21 protein-coding genes and 1 tRNA gene are annotated in these 22,415 nt (G+C 57.8%); 21 read left to right on the top strand and 1 reads right to left on the bottom strand.

Going from position 1 to position 22,415, the window contains the following annotated elements:
• Positions 1-16 precede the first annotated feature (16 nt).
• The 3 genes from carB to AC0V2S_RS20150 all read left to right on the top strand — a co-directional run bounded on the left by carB (position 17) and on the right by AC0V2S_RS20150 (position 4,144).
• A complete protein-coding gene (carB, locus tag AC0V2S_RS20140) occupies positions 17-3,238 on the top strand; it encodes a carbamoyl-phosphate synthase large subunit (RefSeq protein WP_475511268.1) in 3,222 nt (1,073 codons plus the stop codon).
• Positions 3,235-3,711 carry a transcription elongation factor GreA gene (gene greA, locus AC0V2S_RS20145; protein ID WP_475511269.1) on the top strand — a complete coding sequence of 159 codons (477 nt, stop codon included), beginning with the start codon at positions 3,235-3,237 and terminating at the stop codon, positions 3,709-3,711. The genes carB and greA overlap by 4 nt, the downstream gene beginning before the upstream one ends.
• A 70-nt stretch (positions 3,712-3,781) precedes the next feature.
• A complete protein-coding gene (locus AC0V2S_RS20150) occupies positions 3,782-4,144 on the top strand; it encodes an MFS transporter (protein WP_475511270.1) in 363 nt (120 codons plus the stop codon).
• A gap of 15 nt (positions 4,145-4,159) precedes the next feature.
• Here AC0V2S_RS20150 and yhbY read toward each other — a convergent pair whose 3' ends face one another.
• A complete protein-coding gene (yhbY, locus tag AC0V2S_RS20155; RefSeq protein WP_475511271.1) occupies positions 4,160-4,468 on the bottom strand; it encodes a ribosome assembly RNA-binding protein YhbY in 309 nt (102 codons plus the stop codon).
• Positions 4,469-4,572: 104 nt separating this feature from the next.
• Between yhbY and rlmE the strand changes: the two genes are divergently transcribed.
• From rlmE to AC0V2S_RS20245, 18 genes are all read left to right on the top strand, one after another.
• The gene (gene rlmE / locus AC0V2S_RS20160) at positions 4,573-5,202 is read left to right on the top strand and encodes a 23S rRNA (uridine(2552)-2'-O)-methyltransferase RlmE (protein ID WP_271197313.1); all 630 of its coding nucleotides are present in this window, start codon (positions 4,573-4,575) and stop codon (positions 5,200-5,202) included.
• Between the two features lie 204 nt (positions 5,203-5,406).
• On the top strand, positions 5,407-7,320 hold the full coding sequence (gene ftsH / locus AC0V2S_RS20165; protein ID WP_475511318.1) for an ATP-dependent zinc metalloprotease FtsH: 1,914 nt from the start codon (positions 5,407-5,409) through the stop codon (positions 7,318-7,320).
• An 8-nt stretch (positions 7,321-7,328) separates the two neighbouring features.
• On the top strand, positions 7,329-8,180 hold the full coding sequence (folP, locus tag AC0V2S_RS20170) for a dihydropteroate synthase (protein ID WP_475511272.1): 852 nt from the start codon (positions 7,329-7,331) through the stop codon (positions 8,178-8,180).
• Positions 8,181-8,196: 16 nt separating this feature from the next.
• Positions 8,197-9,534, top strand: coding sequence for a phosphoglucosamine mutase (glmM, locus tag AC0V2S_RS20175; protein ID WP_475511319.1), 1,338 nt, complete (start codon positions 8,197-8,199; stop codon positions 9,532-9,534).
• A gap of 65 nt (positions 9,535-9,599) precedes the next feature.
• Positions 9,600-10,355 (top strand): triose-phosphate isomerase, encoded by a 756-nt coding sequence (gene tpiA / locus AC0V2S_RS20180; protein ID WP_475511273.1) that lies wholly within the window; start codon positions 9,600-9,602, stop codon positions 10,353-10,355.
• 3 nt (positions 10,356-10,358) lie between these two features.
• A complete protein-coding gene (gene secG, locus AC0V2S_RS20185; protein WP_475511274.1) occupies positions 10,359-10,742 on the top strand; it encodes a preprotein translocase subunit SecG in 384 nt (127 codons plus the stop codon).
• Between the two features lie 11 nt (positions 10,743-10,753).
• Positions 10,754-10,839, top strand: a tRNA-Leu gene (locus tag AC0V2S_RS20190).
• 324 nt (positions 10,840-11,163) lie between these two features.
• Positions 11,164-11,622 (top strand): ribosome maturation factor RimP, encoded by a 459-nt coding sequence (gene rimP / locus AC0V2S_RS20195; RefSeq protein ID WP_271197318.1) that lies wholly within the window; start codon positions 11,164-11,166, stop codon positions 11,620-11,622.
• 47 nt (positions 11,623-11,669) lie between these two features.
• The gene (gene nusA / locus AC0V2S_RS20200) at positions 11,670-13,151 is read left to right on the top strand and encodes a transcription termination factor NusA (RefSeq protein WP_475511275.1); all 1,482 of its coding nucleotides are present in this window, start codon (positions 11,670-11,672) and stop codon (positions 13,149-13,151) included.
• 25 nt (positions 13,152-13,176) lie between these two features.
• On the top strand, positions 13,177-15,687 hold the full coding sequence (infB, locus tag AC0V2S_RS20205) for a translation initiation factor IF-2 (protein ID WP_475511276.1): 2,511 nt from the start codon (positions 13,177-13,179) through the stop codon (positions 15,685-15,687).
• Between the two features lie 108 nt (positions 15,688-15,795).
• The gene (gene rbfA / locus AC0V2S_RS20210; RefSeq protein WP_475511277.1) at positions 15,796-16,200 is read left to right on the top strand and encodes a 30S ribosome-binding factor RbfA; all 405 of its coding nucleotides are present in this window, start codon (positions 15,796-15,798) and stop codon (positions 16,198-16,200) included.
• A 3-nt stretch (positions 16,201-16,203) separates the two neighbouring features.
• Positions 16,204-17,121, top strand: coding sequence for a tRNA pseudouridine(55) synthase TruB (gene truB / locus AC0V2S_RS20215; protein WP_475511278.1), 918 nt, complete (start codon positions 16,204-16,206; stop codon positions 17,119-17,121).
• Between the two features lie 143 nt (positions 17,122-17,264).
• Positions 17,265-17,534, top strand: a complete 270-nt coding sequence (rpsO, locus tag AC0V2S_RS20220; protein ID WP_010447232.1) for a 30S ribosomal protein S15 — start codon at positions 17,265-17,267, stop codon at positions 17,532-17,534.
• 212 nt (positions 17,535-17,746) lie between these two features.
• Positions 17,747-19,849, top strand: a complete 2,103-nt coding sequence (pnp, locus tag AC0V2S_RS20225; RefSeq protein WP_475511279.1) for a polyribonucleotide nucleotidyltransferase — start codon at positions 17,747-17,749, stop codon at positions 19,847-19,849.
• Between the two features lie 105 nt (positions 19,850-19,954).
• Positions 19,955-21,052, top strand: a complete 1,098-nt coding sequence (locus AC0V2S_RS20230; protein ID WP_475511280.1) for a hypothetical protein — start codon at positions 19,955-19,957, stop codon at positions 21,050-21,052.
• A complete protein-coding gene (locus AC0V2S_RS20235) occupies positions 21,031-21,393 on the top strand; it encodes a hypothetical protein (protein WP_475511281.1) in 363 nt (120 codons plus the stop codon). The genes AC0V2S_RS20230 and AC0V2S_RS20235 overlap by 22 nt, the downstream gene beginning before the upstream one ends.
• 176 nt (positions 21,394-21,569) lie before the next feature.
• A complete protein-coding gene (locus AC0V2S_RS20240) occupies positions 21,570-21,926 on the top strand; it encodes a BON domain-containing protein (RefSeq protein WP_475511282.1) in 357 nt (118 codons plus the stop codon).
• Between the two features lie 83 nt (positions 21,927-22,009).
• Positions 22,010-22,207, top strand: a complete 198-nt coding sequence (locus AC0V2S_RS20245; protein ID WP_475511283.1) for a CsbD family protein — start codon at positions 22,010-22,012, stop codon at positions 22,205-22,207.
• Positions 22,208-22,415: the final 208 nt, after the last annotated feature.

Consider the following 22,415-nt stretch of genomic DNA (forward strand, 5'->3'; position numbering starts at 1 on the left):
GATTCGAGAGTAGAAAATGCCAAAACGTACAGACATCAAAAGTATCCTGATCCTCGGCGCCGGCCCCATCGTCATCGGTCAGGCCTGTGAGTTCGACTACTCTGGCGCCCAGGCCTGTAAAGCCCTGCGCGAAGAGGGTTACCGGGTCATCCTGGTGAACTCCAACCCGGCCACCATCATGACCGACCCGGCCATGGCGGACGCCACGTACATCGAGCCGATCAAATGGCAGACCGTTGCCAAGATCATCGAGAAGGAACGCCCCGACGCACTGCTGCCGACCATGGGTGGCCAGACCGCTTTGAACTGCGCCCTGGACCTAGAGCGCCACGGGGTTCTGGAAAAGTTCGGCGTGGAAATGATCGGCGCCAACGCTGACACCATCGACAAAGCCGAAGACCGTTCGCGGTTCGACAAGGCGATGAAAGACATCGGTCTGGCGTGCCCGCGCTCCGGTATCGCTCACAACATGGACGAGGCTAACGCGGTGCTCGAGAAGCTTGGCTTCCCGTGCATCATCCGTCCGTCCTTCACCATGGGCGGCACCGGTGGCGGTATCGCGTACAACCGTGAAGAGTTCGAAGAAATCTGCGCCCGTGGTCTGGACCTCTCGCCGACCAAGGAATTGCTGATCGACGAATCGCTGATCGGTTGGAAAGAGTACGAGATGGAAGTGGTCCGCGACAAAAAGGACAACTGCATCATCGTCTGCTCCATCGAGAACTTCGATCCGATGGGCGTGCATACCGGCGACTCGATCACCGTAGCCCCGGCTCAGACTCTGACCGACAAGGAATACCAGATTCTGCGTAACGCCTCCTTGGCGGTACTGCGCGAAATCGGCGTGGAAACCGGCGGCTCGAACGTGCAGTTCGGTATCTGCCCGGAAACTGGCCGTATGGTTGTGATCGAGATGAACCCACGGGTTTCTCGCTCCTCCGCTCTGGCCTCGAAAGCCACTGGCTTCCCGATTGCCAAAGTCGCTGCCAAGCTGGCAGTGGGCTACACCCTCGATGAGCTGCAGAACGACATCACCGGCGGTAAAACCCCGGCGTCGTTCGAACCGGCCATCGACTACGTCGTTACCAAGATTCCACGTTTTGCCTTCGAAAAATTCCCTAAAGCTGACGCCCGTCTGACCACTCAGATGAAGTCCGTCGGTGAAGTCATGGCCATCGGCCGCACTTTCCAGGAATCCCTGCAGAAAGCTCTGCGCGGTCTGGAAGTTGGCGTGAACGGTTTTGATCCAAAGCTGGATCTGACCAACCCCGAGTCCAAGGGCGTGCTCAAGCGCGAACTGACCGTGCCGGGCGCCGAGCGCATCTGGTATGTCGCCGATGCTTTCCGTGCCGGCATGAGCTGCGACGATATCTACGCGCTGACCATGATCGATCACTGGTTCCTGGTACAGATCGAAGACCTGATCAAGGACGAAGAGCGCATCAAGACCCTGGGGCTGTCGTCCATCGACCGTGATGTGATGTACAAGCTCAAGCGCAAGGGGTTCTCCGACGCCCGTCTGGCCAAGCTGCTGGGTGTGACCGAGAAGAACCTGCGCAGCCACCGTCACAAACTGAAAGTGCTGCCGGTGTACAAGCGCGTCGACACCTGCGCAGCCGAGTTCGCTACCGACACGGCTTACATGTACTCCACCTACGAGGAAGAGTGCGAAGCGAACCCGTCGACCCGCGACAAGATCATGATTCTGGGCGGTGGCCCGAACCGTATCGGTCAAGGTATCGAGTTCGACTACTGCTGCGTTCACGCAGCGTTAGCGATGCGTGACGATGGTTACGAGACCATCATGGTCAACTGCAACCCGGAAACCGTTTCCACCGACTACGACACCTCGGACCGCCTCTATTTTGAGTCGGTAACCCTGGAAGACGTGTTGGAGATCGTCCGCGTTGAACAGCCGAAGGGTGTGATCGTTCAGTACGGCGGCCAAACCCCGCTGAAACTGGCTCGTGCCCTGGAAGAAGCCGGCGTGCCGATCATCGGTACCTCGCCTGATGCTATCGACCGCGCTGAAGACCGGGAGCGCTTCCAGCAGATGGTTGAGCGTCTGAACCTGCGTCAGCCGCCAAACGCCACCGTGCGCAGCGAAGACGAAGCCATCCGTGCCGCCAACAAGATTGGCTACCCGCTCGTGGTGCGTCCGTCCTACGTACTGGGCGGTCGTGCGATGGAAATCGTCTACGAGGAAGAAGAGCTCAAGCGTTATCTGCGTGAAGCCGTGCAAGTGTCCAACGACAGCCCGGTGCTGCTGGACCACTTCCTCAACTGCGCCATCGAAGTCGATATCGACGCGGTATGCGACGGCGAGACAGTGGTAATCGGCGCGATCATGCAGCACATCGAACAAGCAGGTGTGCACTCTGGTGACTCCGCCTGCTCGCTGCCGCCGTACTCGCTGCCGGCGCACATCCAGAACGAGATCCGCGAACAGGTCAAGAAAATGGCCTTGGAACTTGGTGTGGTTGGCCTGATGAACGTGCAAATGGCGGTGCAGGGTGAGGACATCTTCGTAATCGAAGTGAACCCACGTGCTTCGCGTACCGTGCCGTTCGTGTCGAAGTGCATCGGCGTTTCCCTAGCCATGATCGCTGCACGCGTGATGGCGGGCAAAACCCTTAAAGAAGTCGGCCTGACCGAAGAGATCATTCCGAACTTCTACAGCGTTAAAGAAGCGGTGTTCCCGTTCGCCAAGTTCCCAGGCGTTGACCCGATCCTCGGCCCAGAAATGAAGTCGACCGGTGAAGTGATGGGCGTGGGCGACACCTTCGGCGAGGCATTCGCCAAGGCCCAGATGGGCGCCAGCGAAATTCTGCCAACCGGCGGCACGGCTTTTATCAGCGTGCGTGACGACGACAAACCACTGGTGGCCGGTGTCGCTCGCGACCTGATCAGCCTGGGCTTCGAGATCGTAGCGACCGCGGGTACCGCCAAGCTGATTGAAGCGGCCGGTTTGAAAGTGCGTCGTGTGAACAAGGTGACCGAGGGCCGTCCGCACGTGGTCGACATGATCAAGAATGACGAAGTCACGCTGATCATCAACACCACCGAAGGTCGTCAGTCGATTGCTGACTCTTACTCCATCCGCCGTAACGCGCTGCAGCACAAGATCTACTGCACCACCACCATTGCTGCGGGCGAGGCGATCTGCGAGGCGTTGAAGTTTGGTCCTGAAAAAACCGTGCGCCGCTTGCAGGATCTGCATGCAGGATTGAAGGCATGATCAAGTACCCAATGACCGTTCAGGGCGCCCGCGCCCTGGAAGAAGAACACGCCCACCTGACCAAGGTCGTGCGTCCGAAGCTCAGCCAGGACATCGGCACGGCCCGCGAATTGGGTGACCTCAAAGAAAACGCCGAATACCACGCTGCTCGTGAGCAGCAGGGTATGGTCGAAGCGCGTATCCGCGATATCGAAGGCCGCATGCAGAATGCGCAGGTCATCGATGTCACAGCTATTGAGCCGACCGGCAAGGTGATTTTCGGTACCACGGTAGAGATCGCGAACGTCGAGACTGACGAGCGCGTGACCTACCAGATCGTTGGCGAAGACGAGGCGGACATTAAGCTAGGCAAGATTTCTGTCGGCTCGCCCATCGCTCGCGCCTTGATCGCCAAGGAAGAGGGCGATGTAGTCGCTGTGCGTACGCCCAGCGGCGTGATCGAGTACGAAATCGTCGAGGTTCGTCATATCTAAGCGCGCGCCCATCAAGATCGGTGCTAACAGCTGGCGGCTGGCTCAGACCTTTTGGGTTGGCGGCCTCTGGTTGCTGCACTTTGTGATGTTGCCGGCGCTGGAGCGAATCGGCCTCGCGCCGATGCTCGTCGAAGAAGTTGCCAACACCCTTAGCCCCTTGCTGGTTTTGCTGGCTGTGGCGGGAGTGTTGTTGCAAACACTTATTTTGGTGCAGGCAGAGCGGGTCTCGGCTATCTGGCAAGAAATGAGCGGCAAGTTGCTGGTCGCCTGTTTCCTGGTGGCATCGGCGTACGGCGCTCTCCATCACTGGATGCCGGGTACGCTGCGTCTGCAGCTATTCTGTTTTCTAATCTTGGCGTTGTGCGGTGCGCTGCTGGTGTTGCAGCCAGTGCCGGACGGTGAAGCAGCCAGGGCGCGCCAAGCGCGCCACTGACCGAGAGAGGGGCAATCAGCTGAAGCGGTTGACGTTGGACAGCTGTTTGTTGGCCTTCGGGTTCTTGCGGTAAATCAGCGCCATTTTGCCGATTACTTGCACCAATTCACTGTTGCCGGCCTTGCACAGTTCGGCAATCGCGGCGAGGCGGCTTTCGCGTTCAGTGATTCTGAGTTGAATCTTGATCAGTTCGTGATCAGCCAGCGCGCGCTCCAGTTCAGCAAGCACACCTTCGGTCAAACCATTGTCAGCAACAATCAATACCGGTTTTAGATGGTGACCGATAGATTTGTACTGTTTCTTCTGCTCTTGAGTGAGCGGCATAATCTGACCCCTGCGTCTGATCTTGTAAAAAGCGGCGGCTAGTTTACCCGAGCGCTCTCGGAACCGCCCAGTTAATCACGCCCCGTTAATTTTTGAGGTGCCCAGTGGCACGTTCCAAGACAAGTCAAGGTTGGTTGAAAGAGCATTTCGACGACCCCTACGTAAAAATGGCACAGAAGGACGGCTACCGTTCGCGTGCCAGCTACAAATTGCTGGAGATTCAGGAGAAAGATCGAATTCTGCGTCCTGGCAATACCGTGATCGATCTCGGCGCTGCGCCAGGCGGCTGGTCGCAAGTTACTAGCCGAGTGTTAGGCGACAAAGGGCGCTTGATCGCGTCCGATATCCTGGAAATGGACAGTATCCCGGACGTTACTTTTATTCAGGGTGACTTTACGGAAGAGTCTGTACTGGCGCAGATCCTTGAGGCTGTCGGCAATAATCCCGTGGACCTTGTGATTTCGGATATGGCCCCCAATATGAGTGGGGTGAAGATGGCAGATCAGGCTCGCTCAATGTACTTGTGCGAACTAGCGCTGGATTTGGCCAGCCAGGTTCTGCGACCCGGCGGTGATTTTCTGATCAAGATCTTCCAGGGCGAAGGGTTTGACGTCTATCACAAGCAGGTGCGCGCGATGTTCGAAAAGGTACAGATGCGCAAGCCGTTGTCTTCCCGTGATCGGTCCCGTGAGCAATATTTGCTGGCCCGTGGCTTTCGCGGGGCGCAAGATTGAACCCATATAGAAAGGGTTCAGTCGAACGTTGTACGAATAGAGCGTTGTTTTGCCGCTATATCACGGCAGTGCCTCATAAAGGGTTACAGACGCTTCCTGCCTAGGTTCGGAAGTTGTGTAGTAAGTTAGGCTGATAAATATCCAGCCGTAATGCGAGGTTCGTCCCGCGTGGGGCCTGCTTCAGAGGGTAGCTAATTGAACGACATGGCAAAGAACCTGATCTTGTGGCTGATCATCGCTGCCGTCCTCGTGACGGTGATGAACAACTTTTCCAGCCCGAGCGAGCCTCAGACGCTGAACTACTCGCAATTTATTGAGCAGGTCAAAGATGGTGGTGTGCAGAAAGTCACCATCGAAGGCTTCAACATTACCGGGATTGGCACGGACGGCAAGCCGTTCACTACTGTGCGCCCGATGATCGAAGACCGTGGCCTGATCGGTGATCTGATCAACAACAACGTGACCGTTGAAGGCAAAAAGCCTGAGCAGCAGAGCATCTGGACTCAGTTGCTGGTGGCCAGCTTCCCGATCCTCGTCATCATCGCTGTGTTCATGTTCTTCATGCGTCAAATGCAGGGTGGTGCCGGTGGCAAAGGCGGCCCGATGAGCTTTGGCAAGAGCAAGGCGCGGTTGCTTTCCGAAGACCAAGTGAAGACCACCTTGGCTGATGTTGCGGGTTGCGACGAGGCGAAAGAGGAAGTGGGCGAGCTGGTCGAATTTCTTCGCGATCCGGGAAAATTCCAACGTTTGGGCGGCCGCATCCCTCGCGGTGTGCTGATGGTGGGCCCGCCTGGTACCGGTAAAACGCTGCTGGCCAAAGCCATCGCCGGCGAAGCCAAGGTGCCGTTCTTCACCATTTCCGGTTCGGACTTCGTGGAAATGTTCGTAGGCGTTGGTGCCAGCCGCGTTCGCGACATGTTCGAGCAGGCCAAGAAACACGCCCCGTGCATCATTTTCATCGACGAAATCGACGCTGTTGGTCGCCACCGTGGCGCCGGCATGGGTGGTGGTCACGATGAGCGTGAGCAGACCCTGAACCAGTTGTTGGTTGAGATGGACGGCTTCGAAATGAATGACGGCATTATCGTCATCGCCGCCACCAACCGTCCGGATGTGCTCGATCCTGCGCTGCTGCGTCCGGGCCGCTTCGACCGTCAAGTTGTGGTGGGGCTGCCGGATATCCGCGGTCGTGAGCAGATTCTGAAAGTACACATGCGCAAAGTGCCAATGGGCGACAACGTCAAGCCGGCGGTCATTGCCCGTGGTACTCCAGGCTTTTCCGGTGCTGACCTGGCCAATCTGGTGAACGAGGCATCGCTGTTCGCTGCTCGTGCAGGCAAGCGCATAGTCGAGATGAAAGAGTTCGAGCTGGCTAAAGACAAAATCATGATGGGCGCTGAGCGCAAATCGATGGTGATGTCTGAAAAAGAGAAGATGAATACGGCGTTCCACGAAGCCGGCCACGCCATTGTCGGTCGCCTGGTGCCTGAGCATGACCCGGTTTACAAGGTGTCCATCATTCCGCGCGGTCGTGCCTTGGGCGTAACCATGTTCCTGCCGGAAGAGGACCGTTACAGCTTGTCCAAGCGCGCGTTGATCAGCCAGATCTGCTCGCTGTATGGCGGCCGTATTGCGGAGGAGATGACATTGGGCTTTGACGGTGTGACTACCGGCGCGTCCAACGACATCATGCGTGCCAGCCAGATCGCGCGGAACATGGTTACCAAGTGGGGCCTGTCCGAGAAATTGGGTCCGCTGATGTACGCCGAAGAAGATGGTGAGGTGTTCCTCGGTCGTGGCGGCGGTGGTCAGCAGAGCAGTATGTCGGCTGAAACCTCCAAGTTGATCGACCAGGAAGTGCGCAGCATCATCGACGAGTGCTACGGCACCGCCAAGCGCCTGCTGGAAGAGAACCGCGACAAGCTCAACGCCATGTGCGACGCGCTGATGAAGTACGAAACCATCGATGCCGATCAGATCGACGACATCATGAATGGCCGTACACCGCGCGAGCCGCGCGACTGGCAAGACGATGGCGACTCTGGCACCACGATCAGCAAGCAGGATCAGGCTGAGACGCCAGAGAAACCTATCGGTGGCCCGGCTGCCGAGCATTAAGGTCTGACATGTCCCTGACGCAATACCCGAACCGGCTGCCGTGTGGCAGCCGGTTTCTTGATTTAAGTCGCCCGCACGTGATGGGCATCCTCAACGTTACCCCTGACTCTTTCTCCGACGGTGGGCGCTTCAGTCGCGTTGATCTGGCTTTGCAGCATGCTGCGGCCATGGTTGCAGCTGGTGCCACCCTGATCGACGTCGGCGGCGAATCCACGCGCCCCGGTGCGCGGGCAGTATCGCCGGTTGAGGAGTTGGAGCGAGTGGCGCCGGTGGTTGAGGCTATCGCCCGCGAGCTGGATGTGATTATTTCGGTGGACACGTCCACGCCGGCCGTTATCCGCGAGTCCGCCCGACTCGGGGCCGGCTTGATCAACGACGTACGCTCGCTGCAACGTGACGGGGCCATTGAGGCCGTGGCGGCCACCCAATTACCTGTGTGCCTGATGCACATGCGTGGCGAGCCCGGCACCATGCAGAACGATCCCGTTTACGCGGATGTCGTGACGGAAGTCAGAGATTTTCTGGTCGAGCGCATGGCCGCATGCGCGGCAGCGGGTATCGCTGCCGAGCGCGTGGTGCTCGACCCTGGCTTCGGCTTTGCCAAGACCTACGAGCACAATCTGACGCTGTTCAACCGTATGCAGGTGCTGCACGCCCTCGGTCGGCCGCTCTTGGTCGGCGTCTCGCGCAAGAGCATGATTGGCAAGGCGCTGGGCCGTGAGGTGAGTGAGCGGCTGTACGGCAGCCTTGCGTTGGCGGCGTTGGCGGTCGCTAAAGGCGCCCATATTTTGCGTGTGCATGACGTGCCGGAAACGGTCGACGTGGTGCGCATGATTGCCGCTGTGCAAGCGGCAGAATAAGAAGATCGGAGAAAGTATGAGTAAAAAGTATTTTGGCACCGACGGTATTCGTGGGCGCGTAGGTGAATTTCCGATCACCCCGGATTTTATGCTCAAGCTCGGTTGGGCGGCTGGCATGGCGTTTCGCAAGCAGGGCACTTGCCGCGTTTTGATCGGTAAGGACACGCGCATTTCTGGCTATATGTTTGAGTCGGCCTTGGAGGCCGGACTGTCGGCTGCTGGCGCGGATGTGATGCTGCTGGGTCCGATGCCCACGCCGGCGATCGCCTATCTGACGCGTACTTTCCACGCCGAGGCGGGCATCGTTATTAGCGCCTCGCACAACCCGCATGATGACAACGGCATCAAGTTCTTCTCCGGTCAGGGCACCAAATTGCCGGATGAATTGGAGCTGATGATTGAAGAGTTGCTGGATGCTCCGATGACCGTGGTCGAGTCGGCCAAGCTGGGCAAGGTCTCGCGTATCAATGACGCGGCCGGTCGCTACATCGAATTCTGCAAAAGCAGCGTGCCGACTAGCACCGATTTTGCTGGCCTGAAGTTGGTTGTCGATTGCGCTCATGGCGCGGCCTACAAGATTGCCCCCAGTGTGTTCCGTGAATTGGGTGCCCACGTCACGGTGCTGTCGGCGCAGCCCAATGGGCTGAATATCAACGATGACTGCGGCTCTACCCATATGGGCGCGTTGCAGGCTGCCGTGGTGGCTCATGAGGCGGATCTGGGTATCGGCTTTGATGGTGATGCCGACCGCGTGCTTATGGTCGACCACACAGGTGCGCTGGTGGACGGCGACGAGCTGCTCTACATCATCGCGCGTGATCTACAAGAACAAGGCAAGCTGCAGGGCGGTGTTGTTGGCACCTTGATGAGTAACCTCGGTCTTGAGCTGGCGTTGGCGGATCTTAATATCCCGTTTGTGCGTGCGAACGTTGGCGACCGCTATGTCATCAGTGAACTGCTGGAGCGTAATTGGCAGATCGGCGGCGAAAACTCGGGCCATATCGTTTGTTTCCAGCACACCACGACTGGCGATGCGATCATTGCTGCGCTGCAGGTGCTGCTGGCGTTGAAGCGCTGGGGTAAGAGCTTGGCGGCGGCACGTCAGGGTCTGCGTAAATGTCCGCAGGTATTGGTTAACGTACGTTTTGCCGGCGGCGTCGATCCGGTTTCCCATCCGGCAGTTACCGATGCCTGCGCGCGGGTAACCGAGCGTATGGGTGGCCGGGGCCGCGTATTGCTGCGCAAATCCGGTACTGAGCCATTGGTGCGGGTGATGGTCGAGGGCGACGATGAGGCACAGGTCCGTAGCTATGCTGATGAATTAGCTAAAGTAGTTACCGAAGTCTGTGCCTGATTCGGCTTGCTAATCCCTAATCTCTTGGGTAGCATCTGCGCCCACTTTGATCGACGAGGTAGAACATGCGTCGCCCCTTGGTAGCTGGTAACTGGAAGATGCACGGTACCCGCGCCAGCGTCGCTGAGTTGATCAAAGGCCTGCACGCACTGGCAGTGCCAGAGGGTGTAGAGGTTGCGGTGTTTCCGCCGAGCCTTTACATCAACAACGTGCTCGCGGGTCTTGAGGGTAAGTCCATTGCGGTAGGTGCGCAGAACTGCGCGGCCGAGCATGCACAGGGCGCTCTGACCGGCGAAATTGCTTCGAGCCAGCTGGCTGATGCAGGTTGTACATTGGTGTTGGTTGGTCACTCCGAGCGTCGTCAGATTCTGGGTGAGAGCGATGAGCTGCTAGTGCGCAAATTTGCTGCCGTGCAAGCCTCCGGTTTGACGCCGGTGTTGTGTATAGGGGAGACCCTGGAGCAGCGTGAAGCGGGGCAGACCATCGAGGTGGTCAATCGTCAGTTGGGTAGTGTGATCGATGTGTTGGGTGTTGAAGTGTTTGCTCGTGCTGTTGTCGCGTACGAGCCGGTTTGGGCGATTGGCACAGGCCTGACCGCAACGCCAGAGCAGGCGCAGGAAGTGCACGCAGCGATTCGTGCGCAACTGGATGCTGAAGATGCCGAGGTAGCTCGCGGTGTAAGAATTCTCTATGGCGGCAGTGTCAAGGCGGCCAATGCGGTTGAATTGTTCGGCATGCCGGATATCGATGGGGGGCTCATTGGTGGAGCCTCTCTGAATGCGGATGAGTTTGGTGCGATCTGTCGCGCCGCAGGAAACTAAGAAATGCTGGAAACTGTCATTGTAGTTCTGCATCTGTTGGCGGCGTTGGGCGTTGTTGCGCTCGTACTGTTGCAGCAGGGTAAAGGTGCCGATGCAGGTGCCTCGTTTGGTTCGGGCGCTTCGGCAACTGTTTTTGGTAGCCAAGGTTCCTCTACCTTTCTTAGTCGTTTTACTGCTATACTTGCGGCCGCTTTTTTCATTACTAGCTTGGGCTTAGGCTACTTTGCTAAAGAAAAAGCTCACACGCTGAGTCAGGCTGGTTTGCCTGATCCAGCTGTGATGGAAGTGCAGCAGAAAAAACCGGTAGCAGAAGATGTGCCGGTGCTCGAAGAGCAAAAGCCAGCGTCTAACGCTAGCGACGTACCTCAAGCTCCAGAGCAGAAGTAAGTGCGTTAATTGCCGAGGTGGTGGAATTGGTAGACACGCTACCTTGAGGTGGTAGTGGCCATAGGCTGTAGGGGTTCGAGTCCCCTTCTCGGTACCAATTAAACAGCAAAGCCCGCTTCATGCGGGCTTTGCTGTTGCTGGGGGTTGGATTGACCCTTGCGTTAGTTAGGTCGTATACTCCGGCCCCAGCTTTAACGTGGGGATTGGCCGTTTGATAGCTCGATGGGCTCATGGCCTTTAGGTTGTGGTTTAACCTTCCTTCCCCTGCAATCGGTTGTAGCGGAGCCCCTTTTTAGGGGCTTTTTGTTAGCCGGTTGCTTTGTTGGCCTGGTTGTTTTGTCGTCAAATCTAGCGTTTGGCGGCTTCAAGGGATGGGCGTTTCGCCCATTTTTTATTTGTACGACATGCACGAGGGGTTCAAGTGTCGAGCAAGCTAGAAGAGTTGCAGGCCTTGCTGGCCCCGGTAGTCGAGGCCCTTGGCTATCAATGCTGGGGTATCGAGTTCCTGTCCCAGGGGCGGCATTCCCTGCTTCGCGTCTATATCGATCATGCCAACGGCATTCTTGTCGAAGACTGCGAAAAGGTCAGTCGCCAGTTGAGCGGTGTCCTGGATGTCGAAGACCCGGTAACCAGCGAGTACACCCTGGAGGTGTCTTCGCCTGGCATGGACCGGCCGCTGTTCACCATTGAACAGTTCGCCGCACACGCCGGTGAGCAAGTAAAGATCAAACTGCGTTCTCCCTTCGATGGGCGGCGTAACTTTCAGGGTCTCCTCCGCGGAGTAGAGGAACAGGACGTTGTGGTGCTGGTTGATGACCACGAATACCTGTTGCCGATCGATTCGATCGACAAGGCCAATATTGTTCCCAGTTTTGACTGAGACGCGGATCCCGCGGATCCAATGGATTGCGAAAGGCGAGGCGTACGATGAGCAAAGAAGTACTGCTGGTTGTTGAGTCGGTATCCAACGAAAAGGGCGTACCGGCCGGCGTTATTTTTGAGGCGTTGGAGTTGGCACTGGCCACTGCAACGAAAAAACGTTTCGACGTTGAAGTTGAACTTCGCGTAGAGATCAACCGTGTTACGGGCAGCTACGAAACATTTCGTTGCTGGACCGTGGTTGATGATCAATCGCTGTTCAACCTGGCATCCGAGCTGACGCTCGACGAGGCGCGCGAGATCAAGCCTGATGCCCAGTTGGGTGATTTGATCGAAGAGAAGATCGAGTCCATCGAGTTCGGTCGTATCGCGGCGCAAACCGCCAAACAAGTCATCGTGCAGAAAGTTCGCGAAGCTGAACGTGCCCAAGTGGTCGAGGCTTACCGCGAGCGTCTGGGCGAAATTATTTCCGGCACCGTGAAAAAAGTAACCCGCGACAACGTCATCGTTGACCTGGGTAACAACGCCGAAGCACTGCTGGCCCGCGAAGACATCATCTCCCGCGAGACCTTCCGTGTTGGCGCACGGCTGCGTGCTTTGCTGAAAGAGATTCGCACCGAGAACCGCGGCCCACAGCTGATTCTGTCGCGTACCGCGCCGGAAATGCTGATCGAGTTGTTCCGCATCGAAGTGCCAGAAATTGCTGAAGAGTTGATCGAAGTGATGGCCGCCTCCCGTGATCCGGGTTCGCGGGCCAAAATTGCCGTGCGCTCCAAAGACAAACGTATTGACCCGCAAGGCGCCTGCATTGGTATGCGCGGCTCGCGAGTTCAAGCGGTGTCGGGTGAGTTGGGCGGCGAGCGTGTCGATATCGTGCTGTGGGATGACAATCCTGCTCAGTTCGTGATCAACGCCATGTCACCGGCCGAAGTTGCCGCCATCATCGTTGACGAAGATGCCCATGCAATGGACATCGCCGTCGGCGAAGACAACCTGGCGCAAGCCATCGGCCGTGGCGGTCAGAACGTTCGTTTGGCGAGTCAACTGACTGGCTGGACACTGAATGTCATGACCGAAGCGGATATTCAGGCCAAGCAGCAAGCTGAAACTGGCGACATCCTGCAAAACTTCATCGACGAGCTGGAAGTCGACGAAGACATTGCTCAGGTGTTGGTAGAAGAAGGCTTCACCAGCCTGGAAGAAATCGCCTATGTCCCGATGGAAGAGATGCTCAGCATTGATGGCTTCGACGAGGAAATCGTCACCGAGCTCCGCGCTCGCGCCAAAGATCGCCTGCTGACCAAAGCTATCGCGACAGAAGAAAAGCTGGCAGACGCCCACCCCGCCGACGACCTGCTCTCTCTTGAGGGTATGGACAAGGCGCTGGCACAAGAACTGGCAGTACGCGGCGTGATTAACCGCGAAGACCTGGCCGAGCAGTCGATTGACGACCTGCTCGACATCGACGGTATCGACGCAGAGCGTGCCGGCAAGTTGATCATGGCCGCCCGAGCCCATTGGTTCGAGTAAGTTCGCGGCCTGAGGAGAGAAGTGCATGACGCAAGTCACGGTCAAAGAATTGGCCCAAGTGGTCGCCACCCCAGTAGAGCGTCTGTTGTTGCAGATGCGCGAAGCGGGTCTGCCGCATACCGGTGCCGACCAAGTTGTGACCGATAGCGAGAAGCAAGCCCTGTTGGCGCATCTCAAAAGCAGTCACGGCGAGAAAGTGGAAGAGCCGCGCAAGATCACCTTGCAGCGTAAAACCACCAGCACCCTGCGTGTTGCGGGTAGCAAAACTATCAGCGTTGAAGTGCGCAAGAAGAAAACCTTCGTCAAGCGCAGCAACGAAGAAATCGAAGCTGAGCAAAAACGCGAGCAGGAAGAGCGTGCGGCAGAAGAGGCACGCCTGAAGGCGGCCGAAGACGCCAGACGTCAGGCTGAAGAAGCTGCCCGCCGCGAAGCCGGCGCTAACAACGCTACTTCTGCGCCGGCCGCCGACGCAGCTGCTGCGCCGACTGCTGAACCTGTGGTTGCCGATATCGAGCTGCCACCTGTTGTTGCACCGGTTGAAGAGCGCAAGAAAGACGAACAGCGTCGCCCGGACAAACCCCGCAACGACGACGACCGTCGTGGTGGCGATCGCAAAACCACCGCGCACCGTCCTTCGGTTAAAGAGAAGGAAAAAGCGCCGGCTCCGCGCGTTGCTCCACGTACTACCGACGAGGAAAGCGACAGCTTCCGTCGCGGCGGTCGCGGCAAGGCCAAGCTGAAGAAGCGCAATGCACACGGTTTCCAGAGCCCGACCGGTCCGGTTGTGCGCGACGTGTCCATCGGCGAGACCATCACTGTTGGCGAGCTGTCCGCCCAGATGTCGGTCAAAGCGGCTGAAGTGATCAAGTTCATGTTCAAGATGGGCACCCCGGTGACCATCAACCAGGTACTGGATCAGGAAACCGCGCAGCTGATCGCTGAAGAGCTGGGCCACAACGTCAAGCTCGTTAGCGATAACGCTCTTGAAGAGCAGTTGGCCGAGTCCCTGAAGTTTGAAGGTGAGGCGATTTCCCGTGCACCGGTTGTGACCGTAATGGGCCACGTTGACCACGGTAAAACCTCGCTCCTCGACTACATTCGTCGCGCCAAAGTGGCCGCTGGCGAAGCGGGCGGCATTACCCAGCACATCGGCGCCTACCACGTAGAAACCGAGCGCGGCATGGTTACCTTCCTCGACACCCCTGGTCACGCCGCGTTTACCGCCATGCGTGCCCGTGGTGCCAAGGCGACCGACATCGTGATCCTGGTGGTTGCAGCGGACGACGGCGTAATGCCGCAAACCGTTGAAGCTGTTCAGCACGCGAAAGCCGCCGGCGTTCCGCTGGTCGTTGCCGTGAACAAGATCGACAAACCTGGCGCTGACCTGGAACGCATCAAAAGCGAACTGGCTGCGCACGGCGTAACCCCGGAAGAGTGGGGCGGCGACAACCCGTTCGTAAACGTTTCGGCGAAGATGGGTACTGGCGTAGACGAACTGCTTGAAGCCGTTCTGCTGCAAGCTGAAGTACTGGAACTCAAAGCAACCCCTTCGGCTCCTGGCCGTGGTGTGGTGGTTGAGTCCCGTCTCGACAAAGGCCGTGGTCCGGTGGCTACCGTTCTGGTTCAGGACGGTACATTGCGCCAAGGCGACATGGTGTTGGTCGGTTCGAACTTCGGCCGTATCCGCGCCATGCTCGACGAGAACGGCAAGTCCATCAAGGAAGCCGGTCCATCGATTCCGGTCGAGATCCTCGGCCTGGACGGTACGCCGGATGCTGGCGACGAAATGAGCGTACTCGCTGACGAGAAGAAAGCCCGTGAAGTCGCGCTGTTCCGTCAAGGCAAGTTCCGCGAAGTGAAACTGGCCCGTGCCCACGCTGGCAAGCTGGAAAACATCTTCGAGAACATGGGCCAGGAAGAGAAGAAGACGCTCAACATCGTCCTCAAATCTGACGTCCGTGGTTCGCTGGAAGCTCTGCAGGGCGCCCTGGGCGGCCTGGGTAACGATGAAGTGCAAGTGCGCGTAGTGGGCGGCGGCGTCGGTGGTATCACCGAAAGCGACGCCAACCTGGCACTGGCCTCCAGCGCTGTACTGTTCGGCTTCAACGTGCGTGCCGATGCCGGCGCGCGCAAGATCGTCGAGCAGGAAGGTCTGGATATGCGTTACTACAACGTGATCTACGACATCATCGAAGACGTCAAGAAAGCCCTGACCGGCATGCTCGGCAGCGATGTTCGCGAGAACATCCTGGGTATCGCCGAAGTGCGTGACGTGTTCCGTTCGCCGAAGTTTGGCGCGATCGCTGGTTGCATGGTGGTCGAAGGTGTTGTGCACCGTAACCGTCCGATCCGCGTATTGCGTGAAGATGTGGTTATCTTCGAAGGCGAGCTGGAATCCCTGCGCCGCTTCAAGGATGACGCTTCCGAAGTACGTGCCGGCATGGAATGCGGTATTGGCGTGAAGAGTTACAACGACGTCAAAGTCGGCGACAAGATCGAAGTGTTCGAGAAGATCCAAGTGGCTCGCAGCCTTTAAGCTCGAGCTGTTTTACGCAACGCCCGGTCCGGCTCACGCCTGGCCGGGCGTTTGCCGCTTTCAGACCGTCAGGGTTTTGTGCCGTGGCGGGAGGTAACAGGTAGTTAGATGGCCAAAGAATATAGCCGTACCCAACGTATCGGCGATCAGATGCAGCGCGAGCTGGCACAGCTGATCCGTCGTGAAGTGAAAGACCCGCGCGTCGGTCTGGTGACCGTGACTGCCGTCGATGTAAGTCGCGACGTCGGCCACGCGAAGATTTTCATCACCGTGATGGGCCAGGACACCCCTGAAGAAATCGCCCAGAACGTTAAAGCTCTAAATCTCGCTGCCGGGTTTCTGCGTATGCAACTGGCCCGCGCCATGAAGCTACGCAGCGTGCCGCAACTGCATTTCCATTACGACGAAAGCGTAATGCGCGGTGCACACCTGTCGTCGCTAATCGAGCGCGCGGTGGCTGAAGATAGCCAGCACGTCGCCGAAGATGCCACGCCTGCTGCCGACAAGGAGTAAGTGTTGGTTCAGGTCAAACGCATTCGCCGTAACGTCAGCGGCATCATTCTGCTCGACAAGCCCAAGGGCTTCAGCTCCAACGCCGCGCTGCAAAAGGTGCGCTGGTTGCTCAATGCCGAGAAGGCCGGGCATACCGGGAGCCTCGATCCACTGGCCACCGGCGTGCTGCCGTTGTGCTTTGGTGAGGCTACCAAGTTCTCGCAATACCTGCTTGATGCAGACAAAGGTTACGAGACACTGATGCAGATGGGCGTCACCACCACCACGGCCGATGCCGAGGGTGACGTGATCGAGCGCCGTGAAGTGACCGTTGGTCGTGACGATATCGAAGCCGTTTTGCCCAGATTCCGGGGCGAAATCAGTCAGATACCGCCGATGTACTCCGCCCTCAAGCGTGACGGTCAGCCGTTGTACAAACTGGCCCGTGCAGGCGAGGTAGTGGAGCGTGAAGCGCGTTCTGTTACTATTGCGCGCCTGGAAATGCTGGGCTGCGAAGGCGAACAGGCGAACTTGTCTGTCGCGTGCACAAAAGGCACTTACATCCGGACCCTGGTGGAAGACATCGGTCAGGCGTTGGGTTGTGGTGCACACGTCGCAGAACTGCGCCGTACCCAGGCAGGGCCGTTTGTACTGGCCCAGACCGTAACCCTGGAAGAGCTGGAACAGGTACACGCCGACGGTGGTAACGAAGCAGTCGACCGCTTCTTGTTGCCTTCCGACAGCGGCCTGGAGCACTGGCCCCTGGTGCAGTTTTCGGAACACAGTGCGTTTTACTGGTTGCATGGGCAGGCTGTACGCGCCCCGGACGCGCCGAAATTCGGCATGGTCCGCGCATACGATCACAATGCTCGCTTCATCGGGATTGGCGAAGTGAGCGAAGACGGGCGCATCGCGCCGCGTCGTTTGATTCGGTCAGAATGACCGAACCATGCCGGGAAACCGGGGTGGGCGAGGGTGGCTGTTAATAGGCACGGTCACATCTCATTTTTTAATACGAGGATTTGTCCTCGGCCTATTGGAGTCGTATTCACTGGAATGCAGCTCCTTACTGAGAGGAAGCCCACATGGCACTCAGCGTTGAAGAAAAAGCTCAGATCGTTACCGACTACCAACAAGCCGTTGGTGATACTGGTTCGCCAGAAGTGCAAGTTGCACTGCTGACCGCCAACATCAACAAGCTGCAAGGTCACTTCAAAGCCAACGGTAAAGACCACCACTCCCGTCGTGGTCTGATCCGCATGGTAAACCAGCGTCGTAAGCTGCTGGACTACCTCAAAGGCAAAGACGTTACCCGCTACAGCACCTTGATCGGTCGTCTGGGCCTGCGTCGCTAATAGCGAAGCTGCTAGAGGTTGGTTGTTTGTCGTTATTGATTGGGTATGCTCACGCAGCCCGGTGAATAACGGCAGGCATCCAGCCTCAAGTTTTATCTGCACCACCGGTTTTGTTTGTATCGCCTGGACAGTGCTCGGGTCCGAATCCCGAAGTTGCCCAAGAATTCTGCAAGAACACGATTTCCCCAAGGCAAAAAGAAGGTAAATACACCGTGAACCCGGTAATCAAGAAATTCCAGTTCGGTCAATCGACCGTCACTCTCGAGACTGGCCGCATTGCCCGTCAGGCCTCCGGCGCAGTATTGGTCACCGTTGACGACGACGTCAGCGTATTGGTGACCGTGGTTGGCGCCAAGCAAGCCGACCCAAGCAAAGGCTTCTTCCCGCTGTCCGTTCACTACCAAGAAAAAACCTACGCTGCCGGCAAGATCCCTGGTGGCTTCTTCAAGCGTGAAGCGCGTCCTTCGGAAAAAGAGACCCTGACTTCCCGTCTGATCGATCGTCCGATTCGTCCCCTGTTCCCAGAAGGTTTCCTGAACGAAGTTCAGGTGATCTGCACCGTGGTTTCCACCAGCAAGAAAACCGATCCGGACATCGCTGCCATGATCGGTACCTCGGCTGCTCTGGCCATCTCCGGTATCCCATTCGAAGGCCCGATCGGCGCTGCCCGCGTTGCCTTCCACGAAAGCACCGGCTATCTGCTGAACCCGACTTACGAGCAACTCAAGGCTTCGAGCCTGGACATGGTCGTAGCCGGTACCAAAGACGCCGTACTGATGGTTGAATCCGAAGCCAAAGAGCTGACCGAAGACCAGATGCTGGGCGCCGTACTGTTCGCACACGACGAATTCCAATCGGTGATCAAAGCCGTTGGCGAACTGGCTGCCGAAGTGGGCAAGCCTACCTGGGCGTGGGCACCTGCTGCCAAGAACACCGTTCTGCTGGACGCTATCCGTAGCGAATTCGGCGACGCGATCTCCCAGGCTTACACCATCACCATCAAGCACGAGCGTTATGGCCGTCTGGGCGAATTGAAAGACCAGATCGTTGCCAAGTTCGCCGTTGAAGGCGGCCCGTCTTCGGGTGAAGTGAAAGACGCTTTCGGCGAGATCGAATACCGCACCGTTCGCGAAAACATTGTTAACGGCAAGCCACGTATCGACGGCCGCGACACCCGCACCGTGCGCCCTCTGGCCATCGAAGTTGGCGTGCTGGGCAAAACCCACGGTTCGGCTCTGTTCACCCGTGGCGAAACCCAGGCGCTGGTCGTTGCCACCCTCGGTACCGCCCGCGACGCACAACTGCTGGACACCCTCGAAGGCGAGCGTAAAGACCCCTTCATGCTGCACTACAACTTCCCTCCGTACTCGGTGGGCGAGTGTGGTCGCATGGGCGCCACTGGCCGTCGTGAGATCGGTCACGGCCGTCTGGCCCGTCGTTCGGTTCAGGCCATGCTGCCTGCTGCCGACGTGTTCCCGTACACCATCCGTGTGGTCTCGGAAATCACCGAATCCAACGGTTCGAGCTCCATGGCTTCCGTTTGCGGCGCTTCCCTGGCCCTGATGGACGCTGGTGTGCCGATGAAGGCACCGGTTGCCGGTATCGCCATGGGTCTGGTTAAAGAAGGCGAGAAGTTCGCCATCCTGACCGACATCCTCGGTGACGAAGACCACCTCGGCGACATGGACTTCAAAGTAGCCGGTACCGCCAAAGGTGTTACCGCGCTGCAGATGGACATCAAGATCAACGGCATCACCGAAGAAATCATGGAGATCGCCCTGGGCCAAGCCCTGGAAGCTCGCCTGAATATCCTCGGTCAGATGAACCAAGTGCTGGCCACTTCGCGTACCGAGCTGTCGGCCAACGCTCCGACCATGATCGCGATGAAAATCGACCAGGACAAAATTCGCGACGTTATCGGCAAAGGTGGTGCAACCATCCGCGCGATCTGCGAAGAAACCAAGGCTTCGATCGACATCGAAGACGACGGCTCGATCAAGATCTTCGGCGAAACCAAAGAAGCTGCTGAAGCTGCACGTCAGCGCGTTCTGGGTATCACCGCAGAAGCTGAAATCGGCAAGATCTACGTAGGCAAGGTTGAGCGCATCGTCGACTTCGGCGCATTCGTAAATATCCTGCCGGGCAAAGACGGCCTGGTGCACATCTCGATGCTGAGCGATGCCCGCGTTGAGAAAGTGACTGACATTCTGAAAGAAGGTCAGGAAGTCGAAGTGCTGGTACTGGACGTGGACAACCGCGGCCGTATTAAACTGTCGATCAAAGACGTAGCAGCGGCCAAAGCTCAGGGCGTTTAACCCCAGCTTTTATCGCAGCTTGAGAAGAGGGCCCCTTGCGGGCCCTCTTTTTTTGCCCGGAGAATAGGCGCCCAACCGGCTTGAGACACAAGGAACGTTGTATCCATGGAAAAGAGTCTTTGCCACTACCACCCCGCACAGCCTGCCACCTGGCTCTGCCATTCCTGCCCCCGGCATTACGGCGACTGCTGCACGCCGCTCAATGACGACGCGCCGGAAGATTCACCGACCTGCCCGTTGTGCGCCAGCCGCCTGGAATTTCTCGGCGCCGCCAATACCGCACAGCCGTTCTGGGAGCGTGTTCCCGCGTTTTTTACCTATGCCCTGCAAACCGGGCCCTTGGCGTTCAGCGCGTTGATGGCGCTGGCCAGTCTGTTTATGCCGTCCTCAATCATTCTGTGGACGGTGCTGTTCAGCATCGCCACCAAGTACTTCTACAGCGTAATAGAAGCTTCCAGCGAAGCGCACAGGGTTGCGCCCAGCCTGGCCAGCGCCTTTACCGGTGCAGGCTTCAGCCTGTTCTTCAAACAGCTGGCGGTGTTCCTCCTGTGTGCCGTGGCCATGTGGTTGGCGGCTGACTCTGGCAGCGAGGCGGTCTTCTGGGTGGTCACCGTGGGGCTGGTCATCATCATGCCGGCCAGCATCATTCGCCTGGCCCTGGACAAAACCCTCGGCGCGGCGCTGAGCCCTGAGGACATCGGCCAGGTGATCAAGGCCATGGGCTGGCGTTACCTCATTCTCTGCGCCTTTCTATTTATCCTCTGGCAATCGCCGGAATGGGTCGCCGTGATGCTGTCGCACAATTTGCCCCGCGTTGTCGTGGTGCCGATAGCCGCGTTCGCGTTCACGTATTTCACCGTGGTGATGTGCGCCATGATGGGTTACGCGGTGTTCCAGTATCAGGGCGCGCTGGGTTACGCCATTGCCGAAGAAGACAGCCACAACGGCTACCCTGAGCCGAATACCGTCGGCGCCGGGCGATGGCCGAGGCGGAGATTCGCATCAAGGAAGGTCAGAGCGAACACGCCCTGGAAACTCTCACGCTGGCCCTGGAACGCGCGCCGGACGACCTCAAGCTCAACGAGCGCTTCCACCAGTTGCTATTCAACCTCAACGCCCGTGAGCGTTGCCTGCGTCACCTCGCTCACTACCTGCCGCTGGCTACCCGCTCAAGCCCGGCAATGGCTTCTACCGCGCTGCTGAACGCGCGCAAATTCCAACCGGATTACCTGCCTGACGACGCCCTGGTATGCGAGCGCATCGCCGGTGCGCTGCTCGAACGGCATCGCACCCGTGAGGGCTTAAGCCTGCTGCGCAACCTGCATCAGCGCTTTCCCGACTACCCGCATATTCCACGGGCCTACCTACTGGCCGCGCGTGGCTTTGCCGAAGGGTTGGGCCAGGTGGAGCCGGCGCAAAAAACTGCTGGCATTTGTACGTGGGCGTTATCCGCAATCACCGCTCATGGCGGAAGTGGACACCCTGCAACTTATTCTCGAGCGCATGGCGACCAACGGTTAACGGTTCATGCAGATTGCATGTAAGCGCAGCGGCTAACTTGCAATCTGCACGATACTGGCTAGTGGCTCTAGTTTTTAAGTCTTTGATTAATAACGAATTAAAATTGATATCAAGGTTGGCACACGCCTTGCGATATCTCCTATGAAACCGCAGCCAGGACAGGTGGCGGAATTTTCAAATGAACTAGGAGTGAGACGTTATGAACAAGCCTTTCAATAAATTCGTTATCGCAGCTGCCACTGCCGGCGCCCTGATGTCCCCTCTGGCGTTCGCCGACGTAGCTAACACTCACAGCGCCCCGCTGATGATGGCTGCTACCACTGACACCGCTGAAGAAGCAGTGACCGATACCTGGATCACCAGCAAGGTCAAATCCACTTTCGTAGCCGATAGCGCACTCAGCGCATTGGACATCAAGGTTGAAACCAACAAAGGCGTGGTATCGCTGTCTGGCGTCGTGAAAAGCGATGCTGAACGTGACCTGGCCGTGGCCAAGACCAAAGGCATCAAAGGCGTGAAGGCAGTTTCTGCCGACGGCCTGAAATCGGCTGAGTAATCAGTCGACCGCCTGACAGCATTCCCTCGGGCGTCCCGGACCACCGGTGACGCCTGATTAGCCCAGACAAAGGAGGACTTCCCATGAATTCCGACGTAATCAAAGGCAAGTGGAAACAGCTCAACGGCAAGATCAAGGAACGTTGGGGCGACCTGACGGACGACGACTTGGATGTCGCCGAAGGGCATAGCGAGTACCTGGCAGGGAAACTTCAGGAGCGCTATGGATGGACCAAAGAAAAAGCTCAGGAAGAGCTCCACGACTTTCAAAGTAAGTTGTGAACACAAATAAAAAGACCCCGGAGTTAACCCTCCGGGGTCTTTTTATTTGTATTCACAACCATCGGCTTCCGGGGCGTCGGCCATGCTGCGTTGCTCCTCGCTTTTGATGCTCACGTACTAGAGTACGCTGCGCTCAAAAGCTCCGGGGCGCCTTGCCTGACCATAGCCCCGAAACCCTCGACCGAGTAACGGCCGCAATCCAAACGGC

The organism is Pseudomonas sp. CC11G (assembly GCF_056174845.1).